Annotated in this window: 16 protein-coding genes; all 16 read right to left on the bottom strand. The window is 36.6% G+C overall.

From position 1 onward, the window contains the following. Positions 1–41: 41 nt before the first annotated feature. Positions 42–2,819, bottom strand: coding sequence for a hypothetical protein (locus tag MY04_RS11305; RefSeq protein WP_066209757.1), 2,778 nt, complete (start codon positions 2,817–2,819; stop codon positions 42–44). Positions 2,820–2,822: 3 nt separating this feature from the next. Beyond that, on the bottom strand, positions 2,823–3,833 hold the full coding sequence (locus MY04_RS11300) for a hypothetical protein (protein WP_066209755.1): 1,011 nt from the start codon (positions 3,831–3,833) through the stop codon (positions 2,823–2,825). Further along, on the bottom strand, positions 3,830–4,318 hold the full coding sequence (locus MY04_RS11295) for a hypothetical protein (RefSeq protein ID WP_066209753.1): 489 nt from the start codon (positions 4,316–4,318) through the stop codon (positions 3,830–3,832). Before MY04_RS11295 ends, MY04_RS11300 begins: the two co-directional genes overlap by 4 nt. Further along, complete coding sequence (locus MY04_RS11290) at positions 4,311–5,141, bottom strand: hypothetical protein (protein ID WP_066209751.1); 831 nt, start codon at positions 5,139–5,141, stop codon at positions 4,311–4,313. The genes MY04_RS11295 and MY04_RS11290 overlap by 8 nt, the downstream gene beginning before the upstream one ends. Positions 5,142–5,151: 10 nt before the next feature. After that, a complete protein-coding gene (locus tag MY04_RS11285) occupies positions 5,152–5,568 on the bottom strand; it encodes a M15 family metallopeptidase (RefSeq protein WP_066209749.1) in 417 nt (138 codons plus the stop codon). A 2-nt stretch (positions 5,569–5,570) separates the two neighbouring features. Beyond that, positions 5,571–6,020: a 3TM-type holin gene (locus MY04_RS11280; protein WP_066209748.1), complete on the bottom strand. Its 450-nt coding sequence runs from the start codon at positions 6,018–6,020 to the stop codon at positions 5,571–5,573. Continuing rightward, entirely contained in the window at positions 6,017–6,301 is a 285-nt protein-coding gene (locus MY04_RS11275) for a hypothetical protein (protein ID WP_066209747.1), read from the bottom strand. The genes MY04_RS11280 and MY04_RS11275 overlap by 4 nt, the downstream gene beginning before the upstream one ends. Then, the gene (locus MY04_RS11270) at positions 6,302–6,868 is read right to left on the bottom strand and encodes a hypothetical protein (RefSeq protein ID WP_066209746.1); all 567 of its coding nucleotides are present in this window, start codon (positions 6,866–6,868) and stop codon (positions 6,302–6,304) included. It lies immediately after the preceding gene. Continuing rightward, the gene (locus MY04_RS11265; protein WP_066209744.1) at positions 6,869–7,852 is read right to left on the bottom strand and encodes a phage late control D family protein; all 984 of its coding nucleotides are present in this window, start codon (positions 7,850–7,852) and stop codon (positions 6,869–6,871) included. It abuts the gene before it with no gap. Continuing rightward, positions 7,849–8,442, bottom strand: a complete 594-nt coding sequence (locus MY04_RS11260; RefSeq protein WP_066209742.1) for a DUF6046 domain-containing protein — start codon at positions 8,440–8,442, stop codon at positions 7,849–7,851. Before MY04_RS11260 ends, MY04_RS11265 begins: the two co-directional genes overlap by 4 nt. Further along, positions 8,435–10,357 (bottom strand): phage tail tape measure protein, encoded by a 1,923-nt coding sequence (locus MY04_RS11255; protein WP_066209740.1) that lies wholly within the window; start codon positions 10,355–10,357, stop codon positions 8,435–8,437. Before MY04_RS11255 ends, MY04_RS11260 begins: the two co-directional genes overlap by 8 nt. A 166-nt stretch (positions 10,358–10,523) precedes the next feature. Beyond that, the gene (locus MY04_RS11250; protein ID WP_066209738.1) at positions 10,524–11,078 is read right to left on the bottom strand and encodes a hypothetical protein; all 555 of its coding nucleotides are present in this window, start codon (positions 11,076–11,078) and stop codon (positions 10,524–10,526) included. A 2-nt stretch (positions 11,079–11,080) separates the two neighbouring features. Continuing rightward, positions 11,081–11,494 carry a hypothetical protein gene (locus tag MY04_RS11245; RefSeq protein WP_066209737.1) on the bottom strand — a complete coding sequence of 138 codons (414 nt, stop codon included), beginning with the start codon at positions 11,492–11,494 and terminating at the stop codon, positions 11,081–11,083. A 4-nt stretch (positions 11,495–11,498) separates the two neighbouring features. Continuing rightward, positions 11,499–12,710 carry a DUF2586 family protein gene (locus MY04_RS11240; RefSeq protein WP_066209735.1) on the bottom strand — a complete coding sequence of 404 codons (1,212 nt, stop codon included), beginning with the start codon at positions 12,708–12,710 and terminating at the stop codon, positions 11,499–11,501. A gap of 5 nt (positions 12,711–12,715) precedes the next feature. Next, the gene (locus MY04_RS11235; RefSeq protein ID WP_066209732.1) at positions 12,716–12,958 is read right to left on the bottom strand and encodes a hypothetical protein; all 243 of its coding nucleotides are present in this window, start codon (positions 12,956–12,958) and stop codon (positions 12,716–12,718) included. 221 nt (positions 12,959–13,179) lie between these two features. Then, positions 13,180–14,043 (bottom strand): hypothetical protein, encoded by an 864-nt coding sequence (locus MY04_RS11230; RefSeq protein ID WP_066209729.1) that lies wholly within the window; start codon positions 14,041–14,043, stop codon positions 13,180–13,182. Between the last annotated feature and the right edge of the window lie 2 nt (positions 14,044–14,045).

Below are 14,045 nucleotides of genomic sequence, written 5' to 3'. Positions count from 1 at the left end.
TTTATTTCAATCGAATTGTACAGTTTATTTTGCCGTTTACACTATACTAATATTTTATTACCTGTTCCAGCTTCAAAATAGAAGTAATCACCATTTTCATCATGGTAATATGTATTCCAATTGTAATTTTGAGACAAATCTAAAAGCAATGTTTCAACTGACTGAAACCATGCTAAAGTTGTACTTTGCTTGTTATACAACTTAACTGATTTTGTTGTTGATGCTATAACATTTACATCTGTAATATCATTCTTTACAGCATTCAATTGATCTAGTTGATTTTGCTCATGTTTAAATCCACCTAAAGAAACATCATTTGAAAGACCATGTATCACAAACAATAAATTGATATTCACATTTGTAATAACTGATAGATTTTTAATTGATAAAGATTGAGTTGTAAAGACAAATTCAGTAGTAGAAGAAAGGTATATTTCAATGTTTTTTACTTCGTTCAATCTTCTAACTACACACTCTTTTAATTTTGGTGCATTCCTTAAATCAATATAAATATCATTATAAGAAGCAATACTTGTTATTCCGTTATAATCTTGTGTAGCGTGTTTTACACCGCAATGTTGCAATTCCGGTAAATTACCTTCTATCCTAAGCTGATTAGCATTAGGACTTACACCATGGCCATAGTTGTAAAATCTTATTCTCTCCAAGAAAGGAGCTGAATTAACAGTAAACTCACCTGATCTTAGTTGTTGAAGATAAACTTCTTTTACCCTATGAGTAGAATCAATATTAATTTTAAGGTTGACAAATGACCCTCTAATATCTCTAAAATAGATGTAATCAACTGTTTTTATCTCGTACAAATCAGTCGTTTCGTTAGTATTAACTTCATAGTTTTGGTGAAAAAACAAACCTCCTCTAAAGGTAGTGCCAGGACTTGGATGTGTCATACCCGTAAATACACATTTCTGTTCGTGCTTTAATCTCTTAGCACTATTTGAAGCAATAAAAACACCGCTACAAGTTTGTAAATCTCTATCAGACATTAAGAAGTTATACCAGTCACTTGCAATATCAGCAAGTTCATCAGTAGCAAGTGAGTTTGTAGTCCAATTCAATCTAAACTCACCCGTTGCTAATACTAAAGGATTTACATTGTTCACTCTTGAAGTGACAGTACCCCCATACTGAGAACTACCAAATAACCCATAATTATCAATGTACTGCCAAGCATTGGGTTTTATAGAGTGATAAATATAATCGTCAGATTCCCTTACTTTCTGTTCTTTTACATAAGAACTAATACCTTTAGTATTCCAAATAAAGTATGCTTCTTGTGATTGAGTATGCTCATATTTAGCACAAATGTATGGAAACCAAATATTGCAAATGTTCTCATTATCAACTGTAATATTATAATTTTCTCTTAGTTTGTAGTAGTATGGATGAACATAATTATTAAAGAAATTCTCTACTTCATCAGTAATTAATGACGTTGATTTGATGTAGTAACTTACTGTTGCTTCTATTCTAAGTTTTATAGTTAGATGATCCTTATCAGATAAATCTAAAATAAAACCCCATTGATCTATGCCAATGTAATTTTGATTTACTTTTAATGTTGCTTCTGAATTGAATAGAATATCACTTATATAAATTGATATTATGTTTAAATTATTAAGACTTACATCAAGCAAATTACCCACATCACTATGATACAACTCCACCAAATCCCCTTGCTCCAACTGCACATTACCAACAACACGTTTACCATTCACAAACCACAAAGCAGCCCCTGAATTAGCAGTTATACGACCATCAAAAGATACATAAGTACGTTCCCCAATAGTAGCAGAAAGTAGTTTGTAATTTACAATCTTAATAGTCCACCCCAAAGCGGTAAGATTATCAATACGTGTTTGGATGTCTGGGTTTTCTGAAAGGTCTACCAATACAATCCCCCCGTTAAAAGTACGGTTTGGAATTACGTTATCAGGATCATTCACACGCTCTAATTCTGTGAGCATCCTTTCGAAGTCGTCTGGTTCGTAGAAAGCGTTTTCAAGATCCAAGATTACACCTTCTTGATTGACCCAATTACCTAATCTTAAATCAGGGTTTAAAGCATTTTTAAAACAGATATAAACTAGGTTTAACCACTCGTTTGATGTAAGGTCGATAACACCTGAAACACCTGCATCGCAAGCTGAAATACTATTTATTTTATCCTTACCATCTAGGGCAAACAAATAACTCACTCCTTGTCGATGATCCCAAGTGAAGTTAGTGCCAGATGCTTGTAATTTTGATGAATCTGTATTATAGATAACAAGGTCTGCACATGGAGTAGTTGCCTCTGCAATGTTTGAATATTCTACTGCTCCTGATACCCCTGCAATTTTCACACGGTATTCATATGTAGTGCAATGCTCTAATATGTTATCTATATAATTATTGATGCCGTTTGATGTAGTATGAATAAGAAGAAAGTCTATAGCTCCCTTCTTTCTTCTGTAGATTTCAAATGGATAAGATCCTTGAGCGTTGTCAATCCAATTCAAAGTGATACTTCCCACTTCTGAGGGTGTGGGAATTGCGGTTAGATCTGTTGGAGGTGCAATAACGACAATATCACCCGTGTTTACTCTAATATTACGCGTTTGAAAGTAATTCACTACCTCGGAACGAGATTGATTTTCAGTATCAATAACAACTTCAGTTCCTGCTGGGATTACTCCGTTAGGATCTAAGTTTGGATTTCGTTCTAAGAAAACAGGTAAGCCTTCAACGCTTCCTTCGTTGAATAATACAATATCTAATATATTCATCCCTTCGGATGTGATTACTTTCTTTTTCATTTTTTAAAGCTTCATTAGTTTTCCTGTTACCATGTATGGTTGTCTAATATCAATAGGATCTCCATTACCCACCGTATTTTCTGATACTGTTGCTCCGTGACTGTGCTTCCCTGCTAAATCTGTTTGGGTAGGTACAGAATCTAAAGCTGTTGGTTCCCCATTATTATCATTAGAATTTAATCTAGCAGACATTCCATGAACCAAATTATTATCACCTTGAGTGTTTGGCCATGTTATAGGGTGAACGTGATCTCCGTCTTCAACTATAATAACACCTACTCCATGTTTGTGTGGTGGTAAATTACCCTCAATTAGACTTGAAGATCTATTACCTCCAGTATTTCCAATTACGAAATACTCTCCCAAATTAGCATCAGGATTTCCATTCGCCGAAGATGTATCAGACATACCAACAAATACTCTACCTCTAGCATCAGGGGTTCCATTTTGTCCATTACAAAGAGCGTAACCGATAAATTCCCCAATGCCCAGTCCTGTTGCATCAAAATTGGTAAGATCACCGTAATAGTCAACAACCATACCTCTCAAAAGTCCTTGAACACCTGCAATAGCATCGCTATTTCTCTTCACAGGATGCTTGATGATTGCATCATAATCAAAAAGACCTGTACCACTTGCTCCGAAAGAAGGCTTTAACTTTTCTTCCTGACAAATAAAGAAAGTGCCCACCTTATTATAGCCCTCATAAAGGTCGTGAGGTTCATGAGGTTCTGATACTGTTTCTAAATTGAATACAGGAATTTGAGAGCCTGTTGCCGTTCCTGAAAATGCATCAACTTTATAGAAGGTATTATTGTGTAACAGCCACCCCTCAGTACAAGAATAATCTTGACCGTTTTTTGTGAATTCTACTCCAGATATTCTAACAGGTGCTGTACTTTCAGTTAGCACAGATGACAAGGCTCCTGCAATGTCTTTTGCAACATTGAATAAATGCTCAAAATCCTTAGTATTATAAATTGCCCCTTTACTAGGAGTATTAAACTTTTTCATGTCCAGACTATTTCGTAGATGATGCCCACGTGAAGATATTTCTTCAGGAAGGCGTGAATATTATTTTCTTGACCTTGAAGCACGCTCGGTACTTCTACAGTTAATTGAGTTTGTTGCAAATCTATTGTTGGATCATTTGGTGGCCTTACAATAGTTGTAGCATCTGATGGAGTTCCTACAAATGGAATCAAAGCATTGAACTCAGGAGGAAAAACAAGGAATTCTACGTTATTCACTATTTGAGTAGTAAGAAAAATAGAATCATTATTAAACCTCAAACGGATCAAAGTCTCCACGCTTAATTTTGATCTTCCCCAAATGATTTGATCCCTTGCGTAACTTCTAAACAATCGCTTTTGCTCGTTGAGTCGTTTTGTATTATAAGTAAGTAGCTTTACCCAAGAAGTGTGAAACACATCTCGTAGAAACGAAGGAATCGAACGCCACGTAAGTAAATCAGTATCGAGTTCTTGTATTTTAGACATCGGCTATTGCGGTTACTTGATAAGTTTCTAATTCCATCCAACCCGATGAGGGGTAATATCTAGCCTCAACATCTTCGAGTACTGTTCCAATATCAGGACGAGCCTTTAAGATGGTAATATAAAAATCCGTAACCCCGTCAGTATCCTTCACATAATCGACTAAATCAGATACTTGCAAAGTTCCATCAAATGGAAGATTCTTGATATAGGTTTCAACGGCCGTTTGCACATTGGCTTCAATAGTTGTTTGATCCTGCTCAGGCTCATAATACAATTCAGCATGAAGCACCAATTTATCACTATCCAAATTCACTACTCCAAGTTGTGCCCCTGGTTCTTGAATCTCTCTAAGGTAAGCCTCAACTCCTTGAGCTTCTGTATCAGGTAACTTTCCGTTTTCTCCTCTGATTTTCACAAGAGCAAAACCACGACCTGAAACTGCTACAGATTTTACCACTTGTTTTGATTCATCTATCACCTCATAGTAAGGTTGATAGGTTTCAGGATGCAATAAAATGTTATCTCCATGTTGATACTCCAAAATCTTTTCAGCGTACCAAGCCGACGTGTGTACTTTTGATGAATTGATCAAAGCTTCCACTTCTGCTTTATGAGCATCAAAAAGAACGGACATAATGTGATCTACAAATGAGGTAATGTATAACCAAAGATTCCACATCGCCACTTTTGATGTAGATGTCACTTCTCCTAAATCTTTCAATGCCTCTGCAAGTTCTTTATCGTCTGATAAAACATTCAACTCCTGAACTCTTTGCTTTTCAGACAGTAGTTCCTGATATAGTTCTGCTCTTGTTTGTGCCATTGTGTTTTATTTATACCAATTGCCAATGAGGTTTATCAATGAAGTTTCTCCAATGACCACCATACTCTAACTTATATTGCCTTGCCTCTGGAAACTCTACTAAGATTTCTTGCCATGATGTAAACATAGCCGCCGCAAACTCTCTAAACCCTTTATCACAGTTGTAATCAATTTTGCCATTGTGATACGGCACTACATCAATAGCATTACCCGTTTGATGGTAAGACTTTGCATTGTATCCGTCTAATTGAGAATTCCCATTTTTGAAAATCCGATGTTGATCTTCAGCACTTCTCAAACCTCCCATCCAAGGAACTGTTTGATCAAAGTGTTTACACTTGGATAAAGCCATAGTTACGCATAACACTAACCATTGATTTACTCCATCCATTCTACGTCTTGATGCTGATCCAAATTGAAAAGCCATAATTATCTTAGTTTATCGGCTCTCTCTTTCTTTTTCAGAAAAGACAGATCCACGTTTTTAGTTACATTCGTTGCTATTTTTTCCGCTGTTCTGCCTATCACAAAACCACCTAATCCTATTTCCAGTAAACTCCAGAACTCGGAAGGTAAATGATTTTGCATGTTTGGAGAGTCAGGAAAAAACGCAGGTTGAAAAAAGTAAGTATACATCACAATAAAAGCGAAACATAGCATTACTACAGGTCGCCAAGAACGCTGTAAAATGTTGCCGTTTGCCTCTGCAAGAATCACTTTTGATTGAGCATCATGCAATTGATTAAGGTTACTTAAAACCACTTGAGACAACTCATTTTTCAGGGTTTGTTTCTCGTGGTCACTGGTCACCACTTTATCAATTATTTGTGATGAACCTTTAATAAGTGATGAAGCCGATTTGATTATATTTCCAATCATTTTCTTTTCGTGGTAAGGTTAATATTTCCGTTCTCGTAGATGTCCAAGGATTTGATTTCCTTTTCGTCCAGCTCCATGTTTTCTATAATCAGCTTATAAAGCGAACCCAGCTCACTATCAACAAAAGACCCTATACCTACACCTAAATCGGGAAACTCTCTGTAATCACCTTTATTGGCCATTAATATTAGTTTCTCTTCTTGATTCAGTGAATCCTCTGCCGTAAAATCCCCTTTGGTAATTTTTAGCGTTTCATCTTCGTTGAGTATAAAGTCTTTCATTTAGTGTTTTACTTTTTTGTTTTCTACCTCTGAAAAATCACCCAATTCAAAACTGCTTAAAGCAGAATTTAAAGCCTGTTGAAGAGCTGATGGTGATCCGTTTCCTGGTTCTGTTATAGGAGCACCGCCCAACACCTTTAAAAAAGCATCGAGTAGTTTGTTGTTTTTCTCCAATTCATTCACCAAAGTAGGCGTGATCATCAGCCCACCATTTTGTCCTCCATTGAAACTTATCCCATTTTGATCTACTTCAATGGTTGTTTCCCCAATCACTGTTTTTATTTTCTCAGGCTCATTGACCATTGTTACAAATGCATCAATCTGAGAGTTGCCAATTAAGGCCACCACAACTATAGATTCTACTTTTGGAAAAACTACAGTATAATTACTAGCAGTATCCAATGAAGCTTTGAGTCTAACATCTGGAATCTCTACTTCTTCATGCAAAGGCAATACATCTACACTAAAATTATTTTCATTTACTGTTACAACTTTTGCAGGAAAAAGTACGGGTGGCCTTTCAGTGATTCGTCTTAGAAGGTTTTGTATATCTTCTTCGTACCCCATCTATGTGAGTTTTTTACCAAACTGAATATCTCTCCGTCCTCCTGAGCTGGAGAACATCACTGTCACTTTATCTACTAAAAAGCTACCGTCTTTAGATGGATTTTCTATGTCAGTTACTTTTGCAGTCATACCGAAAGTAGCATAAGGAAACAGAAATGTTTTTACACCACCTTCGTATTTACCTAACCGGACTTTTTCAATTTCTTCCTGTGCTTGTCTTTTAAGCTCGGTCTCTGACCGTGCCGAATAGGAAGTGTAATTCTTTTGAATACCATTCTTTTCACCTACTGTTGTTTCAATTACCGAGTTATCAGGTTGAATTGCTTTCGCATTCATTTCAATAGCCTCATCCTCAAAATTTCTATAGGTAAGATTCTCCGATATAATATTCTTATTGAAATCAAATTCTATCTCCCCTGGTTTCTCCGTAAAAGCCAAACCTACATATAAGGTTTTTCCTCGGAAATAAGCAGTTAATCCAAATTCCTCTTGAATCTTTTTTAAAGCATCATATCCATTAATATTGGATACCCTAAACTTATCAAAACCAACGCTTGGTATATCTTCCGAAAGAGTGATGTTTGTGTCTTGTATAATGTAGGTGATCACTTCTTTTAGAGTAGTTTTCTTCCAGACTTTATTTACTCTTTTAGACCTTAATAAATAAGCTGCATCTTCTAATTCAATTTTAATAGGGTTGGTCTGATGAAATCTTTTAATATATCCCTCGAATTCTTGATTTAAATATTGATCTTCTCCAAACTGATACCCCAATTGTATATTGATGGGTGTACCTTTTTTCATTACTTCCCCAAGACTTTTGTCTACTTCATTAGAAATGGAAGGAATAGTGATTTGTGCAGTATCTGCAAGTGTTGTCCATGACTTCTCAATCTTTACCTCTTTCACTAAGGGTAATTCCGTGTTTTTGGCACCAATGGTAATTTGGTGAATCATTAGGAACATGATGATTAAATGTTTCATTGTGTATTTAATTGTTTTATGATATTAGAATAGATGTTTTCTGTTGATGAGCCTTGATCTGATATAGCTCTAATTGTATATGCTTGCCTATCAGGCGAACCATTATTACCAGGAAAGCTATAATCAGAAATAACGACAAACTGAATATTCAAATATTCTGTTATGGTTGACTCTATTTTTATTGCCTCTTGACGTTCACAGATATCTCTTAATGCTTTAAAAGAATTTACTGGGAAATCTTTTGCTATAAGTGAGTACGATTTATCAAACCCTGTATTGGTGTTGTCCATTAAAAAACCACTTATAGTTAATTCATAATCCCCCTCTGCAAATAACTCTTTGATACTACCCCTCGAAGTTGAGCGATTAATATTAGTTGTAATGATCTTTTTTCTAGTTCTTACGGACACTATTGGCTCTAATGGAAGTAGTATATCATTAAGTTTTAAAGGCATATAAAGTGGAGTACCGAATATTTCATCTACTCGGTTTTCTCCACTTTTGACCCTACTCACGATTTCTTTAGCTGACTTTGCAGCAAAAGTAGGATACAATCCACCTGTAAGGTTATTTATATTAAAATCAGCCATTCGATAAATTAGCTACTGATGTAAATACTCTATAGTTAAGCTCCTTGAACTTCTCGAAGTAGTCATCCAAAGATTCTGTCAATTCTTGAACATTAATATTTTCTGCCATGCTAATATCTCCATAAGTGATATTGACCGTTGTTTGTCTTGATCCACCTTTTGAGATATCATTAATACCGTTTTTGGAATCATCCACAGTGGCATCAGGAAGGGGAATGGTATCATCCAATGTTGGGTTGGAAACTTTCGCAGCTCCTGTGCTTGATGCTGATTCCACTTTCTCTTTCCCTATTTGTGAATCATATCCCTTTTTAAATGCTTCTCGAATCTTTTTACCATGAGTCATAGAAGCATTCATTACCCTTGTTAATCCTTGTTTAAGTTTATCAACATCAAATGTCAATGCACCCACTATTAAATCTCCAATCCCTCCAAAGGTCTCACTGGCAAGAGCACCAATATTCCCGAATGCCGTTTTGAAAGCTTCCCATAATCCCCAAACAACCCCTCTAAACTCTTCAAATTCATTGTAAGCCCAAGTAATAGCAGCAACCAAAGCACCAATGGCCACGATCACAATACCAATAGGATTAGCGGTTAAGACCAAATTCAACAACATCTGACCTTTTGTAAAAGCAATGGTTGCAACTCTTGCAATAGCAAGTGAAGCCGCATAACCTTTTGAAGCTAACATTATTGCACCCCACGCAATACCCGAAGTCAATAATCCCGCCCCAAGTGCCTTTAATACTGGCATATATGATTCAGTGTTTTCTCTTAACCAAATAATCCCATCGCCAATACTATTTAAAGCAATGGCCACATAAGGAAGAATCACTTCTCCTAATTCAGTTAAAACAACATTAAATCTATTTTGAACAATGTTTGAAAGCGTATTAAAATCACCTTGAGCATTTTTTAAAGCTTCATCAATATTAAACTTTGACTGATCGAAAGCATCTAATGTGTTAATTACATCATCACCAGAAGTTTTTAACTGGTTCATTAGGTTTTGTAATCCTTCTGGACCTCCAATTGAATTTCTCAAATCGAGGAACTGCTGATCATTCATTCCTTTTAATCTTGGAACTAAATCTCTGATCACTTCATCCATATCACGCATTTGACCACTTGCATCAAAAACGTTTACCCCAATCTCTTTTAAACCCTTTACTGTATTGTCTGCTGTTAAACCTTGGAAAGCTGACTTAGTTGCTGTTGCAGCTGTAGCACTGTCTTTTGAAATAGCCGTCATAGCTGCAAACACTTTGTTGGCTGTGTTTACTGTTTGTCCTGCTGCAGCTGCTGCTCCTGCGTACTCTGTCTGTACCTTTGCTAGTTCGTCAAAAGTAGTAATACCCACCTGTACCGTTTTAGCAGAAGACTCCAAGTAACCGTCCAATTCATCTGTAGATAAACCAAAAGCCTTCATGGCTTTGGTCGTGGAATTGATTGATTCATTTAAGTCGGCTTTGGTTGCAATAGAGAACCTTCCTACTTTTGTTACAATCTTATCCACTTCCTCGCCATAAAGACCAGTAGCCGACTGCACATCATAAAAAGCCTTTACGGTTTCTTTTGGGTTTAAACCCTGTTCGAAAGAAACTCTTTTTATGCTTTTGTCTAAATCGTTAAGCTGTGATGTTGTTTTGTCTAAATTCAGATTTTTAAGCTCAAGAAATTCATTTTGATAATCTCCTGCTGCTTTTGTAGCCAATGCCATTGCACCTACTACGGCTGTAGCTCCTGCTGCAACTGTAGTAAAGCTCACTTTCATTTTTGCATTGAAACGATCTACATTATTATTGAGACGTTCAAAACGGTTATTCATTACTCCAGCCGCTTTTCCTGCTTTATCAAAAACAGGGCTGGCTTTGTCAGTAATTTTTAATATGTATTGATAAACGTCACTCATTTCTTATTGTATTTCGCTTCCTCTTTTCTCACCCAAACAAGGCCATTGTATAAATAGACCCATTCTTCTTCGGGTAATTCCCAAGGTTTTTGAATTCCTAAATGATAGGTGAGCAATGCATCACCCTTACGTATAAAGCTACTGCTCTGGGTGATGGCAGAAGCTTCTAAAGCTTTTTTAAGCTCGCTTCATTTTCCTTTTTCAGGTCATTAACTACTGTAAGTAATGCCAAATGAAGACGATCCGATAATAATAAGTTTTGATACTCTTTTTCAGTACCTTTCCAAACCCTTTTAAGAATTTCAATATTGGTATCAAAAGGAATGTTTTTTTGATTCTTTTCGTTAGCAAACGTGATATCACCTCTTGTTACGTGACGAACTTTTACTTTATAGTCAAACTCTGGAACACAAATAAATGTCTCCTCTTTTTCATCTTTAATGAAAGCATCTGGCAAATCGAGTAAGTGTTTGATTTTTTTAGCAATACCCATAATATCGGCATCACCCGTTAAATCATCCCCCTCAATAAAGCAATTGTTTATCACCACTTCCACCGCATCAAATTCACTGTTTTGAAAAGCAGTCATTACTTGCTTCATTACATTTAATGACTGAGTAGGATTCCAAATCACCGCTTGTTTGCCGTCTTCTGTCTCTATTAAGTTGATATCTCCATGCTCTTTCTTCCAAGCTTGAATCTTATCTTGTGTTAGCTCCATTATTACGCTCTTTCAATGTCCAAACAAATACCAGGAAGAGATACTTCCATAAACTTATCGCCTTGGTTAAAGTCCTCCTCATTTTCAGAGATCTTTACACTACGCAGGTAACGGAAAGCTTGTTTTCCAGAAAGTTGCTTTGAGTAAGCCACTGATACATCAAAACGGATATCCAAAATTGAATTAATCCCCAATGATTTTTCCAGAGCATCTTTTTCCCCAAGTGTCATTTTTACCTCAACCTCATAAGAGCGATTACCCGAACCAATACCAATAGGTCTATTGCCACGTCCATAGATTAATTCGTCATCATCCGACTCTTTAAATCGGATACCACGAATACCTACAATATTTCTTCCTCCAATTACCACTTGAACATCCGCCCAAGCGAATTCGTCTGTATCAAATACTGCCATTGTTTTAGCTGTTTAAAGGATTATCAAAGCCTAAATTTGCCTCAAGGTATTTAGGATAACCTTTTGGACGTACCGCAATACGATCCACTACAATGGTGTCCGTAGATAATAGATTTTGGTTTGGATCTAACTCAACGATCACACCAGATGCATAACCAGGTTTAACAAGAAGTTCCGTTAATGCTCCACTTACTGCCCCTTCGATGGCTTTCATCTCCGCTGCAGCAGGGAAACCGTTTGTGTCAATTTCAATATCGTTATCAATCTGATCAATCAGAGTATCGTAAGCAATACGTAAAGCATAATCAATAATTCTACCTCTTTGGATTTCTGAATAGTCATCTGCTTTAGAAGTAGCAGCCAAGAAGCCTGAGAAATAATACCCATCTCTGTTTGCGAATTTACGGAACGCTATATAACGCTTATCGTAAATCTTATCTTGGGTAGTTTCTTGACCAGTTTCAGCTCTGTTTACTTCTATCTTCGAACCATCTGTAAGATAGCCTGTGAAAACTGGTAAACTGCCTCTTTCTACTTTGGAAATAGCCTCTTGGATACTTCCTTGAGCCGCCCAACCTAACGTCAATCCAACAGCTGGATAACCTGTCTCTGACTCACTCGCCAAAACAACGGCTGCACCATTGTAACTATCTTGAGAGAAATCATGTAAATCTGCTACAACACCTGTATAGCCTCTACCTCCGACCAATACTCGAACAGGTGTTTTATATGATTGGGTAGCTATTGATAATTCATGTGCTTTTTCTACTGCTGTAATTACATCAGGGTCGATCCCCTCGGTCGGTGTAGGAGAGTAAGCACCATCTGGAATTCTATTAATACCTACCAAAGAAATAACACCACCAGCATCTGTTAAAGCTTTTTGAACAATATTATTGTTTTTGTCCAAAGCATCCGCCATAGTTGTGGCATCAGAAATAAGCATAATCCAAAGAGGAATTCCCTCATCGGCTGCTCTGTAAAACGCGGTAATTTCATGATGTACTTTTAAACTATTAGCAGTATCATAAGCAGCATCCAAACCTAAAGCCTCTGCTTCAGACAAAGAAGTGATCTTTTTCACTTCGTTTAATTCGATCTTGTCTGTTACAGCAATACCCGTAAGTACAAGAAGGAACTCCCCTGTGTTTGTGATATCACGTCCCAATTGATCATTGAGAATCGTAATTTTCGCATTTGGTAAACCTTTTGACATGGTATTTATGATTTAGGTTCGGAAGTTTTAATTTTTTTATCTTCTGTTTTCTCTGGAAAGAAGTCTTTTCTTTTGAAAGTTGTGCACTCCTGAAAAGACTTCTTTGCATATTGATCTTTATGAGATTTGGCATAATCACCAAACCCCATTCCATCGTTAAACAAATGGTATACATCCGCCTTTGGGTTTTGCTCAAAGTACCTCAATGCCATTTCTTTTAATCTATCCTCCTGTTTTTCCTTTTCCATTGGATTCTAGTCTTAATGTTATCTCATTGAATATTTTAAGCACAAGCCAAATAATAGTGAGTACCGTTACCGTTTTTGAACACGTAATCCAAAAGATATTTGAATCTGAAAGGATTGATCTTAGGTAAGATTCATTTGTCCACGATTGAATACTAGACGGGAGGGCTACCACAAAGGAACCCATCCCAATTTTATCTATTATGTGCTTCATGCTACTTCTCTTATGGATGTACCGAAGTAATCAAAGAAGCAACACCTTTTCCTCTGATTGGCTTTGCCAAGAATCTTTTTTGGAAGTTGAAAACATCGCCTTGTTGATCAGGATCTTTCTCTTTTAAGAACATATCATAATCACCATCTGCTTTCATTACCTCCGATTTCAAGAAAGCAATAGAAGCTCTATGAAGAGTTAAATCATCTGGCTTTGTGCTTACTACTTGCTTTGATCCATCTGTGATATCAAATGTAGGTACCGCACTAGATACATGCAGGTTAAAGTCGAACAACTTACGATCTGACATCACTTGCTTATACATGGCAATATCTTCTGCCTTAAGATCTGCTGCATGTTGAGGTGATAGTACCAATACCAAATCCATTGGATCAGCATCAAACTCATAGAAGCGAGTTTGTAAATCAATAATATCTTGGAAAGAACATCTCTTTATTGATCCATTTGCATTACCTGATGTTCCTAAAACAGGGGTAAATTCATCGTCCGTATCAGGAGCATAACCATGAGCGGCTAATTGAAGTGCTTTTTTGTACAAAGCGTTACGATGACCTCTCACTGCTGAATCCATCTTATTGTAATTTGTTTCCATCTCTTCGATGTTTCTTACAATTGTCGACTTTGTTGTTAAAGTAGCCAACGGTAAAGCATGTGGGATATCAGTTCTTGTACTTGCAGGAATAGGAAAGGTTGTGTTATCAATTAACACATCAGGATCAGCTCCTGCCTCTGCCAAGTTCAAAGTATTGTACTCGACAAACTCTGACATGTCCACTACTTCGTTTAAAAACGAACCATCAGGATAAAAACCTTCCTTGATGATATCCAGCCAAATTTGTTTCCAGACTGCCATAG

It is taken from the genome of Flammeovirga sp. MY04, assembly GCF_001682195.2.
Lineage (GTDB): Bacteria > Bacteroidota > Bacteroidia > Cytophagales > Flammeovirgaceae > Flammeovirga > Flammeovirga yaeyamensis.
Note: the sequence above shows the minus strand (reverse complement) of the source record. Positions and strands in the feature narration are given on the sequence as shown.

What these genes read in the sequence shown, in the direction of transcription:
- MY04_RS11295 (WP_066209753.1), bottom strand. Translation starts at nt 4,318, where the DNA reads ATGTCTAAAATACAAGAACTCGATACTGATTTACTTACGTGGCGTTCG.
- MY04_RS11270 (WP_066209746.1), bottom strand. Translation starts at nt 6,868, where the DNA reads ATGGGGTACGAAGAAGATATACAAAACCTTCTAAGACGAATCACTGAA.
- MY04_RS11275 (WP_066209747.1), bottom strand. Translation starts at nt 6,301, where the DNA reads ATGAAAGACTTTATACTCAACGAAGATGAAACGCTAAAAATTACCAAA.
- MY04_RS11300 (WP_066209755.1), bottom strand. Translation starts at nt 3,833, where the DNA reads ATGAAAAAGTTTAATACTCCTAGTAAAGGGGCAATTTATAATACTAAG.
- MY04_RS11255 (WP_066209740.1), bottom strand. Translation starts at nt 10,357, where the DNA reads ATGAGTGACGTTTATCAATACATATTAAAAATTACTGACAAAGCCAGC.
- MY04_RS11245 (WP_066209737.1), bottom strand. Translation starts at nt 11,494, where the DNA reads ATGGCAGTATTTGATACAGACGAATTCGCTTGGGCGGATGTTCAAGTG.
- MY04_RS11260 (WP_066209742.1), bottom strand. Translation starts at nt 8,442, where the DNA reads ATGGCTGATTTTAATATAAATAACCTTACAGGTGGATTGTATCCTACT.
- MY04_RS11280 (WP_066209748.1), bottom strand. Translation starts at nt 6,020, where the DNA reads ATGATTGGAAATATAATCAAATCGGCTTCATCACTTATTAAAGGTTCA.
- MY04_RS11235 (WP_066209732.1), bottom strand. Translation starts at nt 12,958, where the DNA reads ATGGAAAAGGAAAAACAGGAGGATAGATTAAAAGAAATGGCATTGAGG.
- MY04_RS11230 (WP_066209729.1), bottom strand. Translation starts at nt 14,043, where the DNA reads ATGGCAGTCTGGAAACAAATTTGGCTGGATATCATCAAGGAAGGTTTT.
- MY04_RS11290 (WP_066209751.1), bottom strand. Translation starts at nt 5,141, where the DNA reads ATGGCACAAACAAGAGCAGAACTATATCAGGAACTACTGTCTGAAAAG.
- MY04_RS11305 (WP_066209757.1), bottom strand. Translation starts at nt 2,819, where the DNA reads ATGAAAAAGAAAGTAATCACATCCGAAGGGATGAATATATTAGATATT.
- MY04_RS11250 (WP_066209738.1), bottom strand. Translation starts at nt 11,078, where the DNA reads ATGGAGCTAACACAAGATAAGATTCAAGCTTGGAAGAAAGAGCATGGA.
- MY04_RS11285 (WP_066209749.1), bottom strand. Translation starts at nt 5,568, where the DNA reads ATGGCTTTTCAATTTGGATCAGCATCAAGACGTAGAATGGATGGAGTA.
- MY04_RS11240 (WP_066209735.1), bottom strand. Translation starts at nt 12,710, where the DNA reads ATGTCAAAAGGTTTACCAAATGCGAAAATTACGATTCTCAATGATCAA.
- MY04_RS11265 (WP_066209744.1), bottom strand. Translation starts at nt 7,852, where the DNA reads ATGAAACATTTAATCATCATGTTCCTAATGATTCACCAAATTACCATT.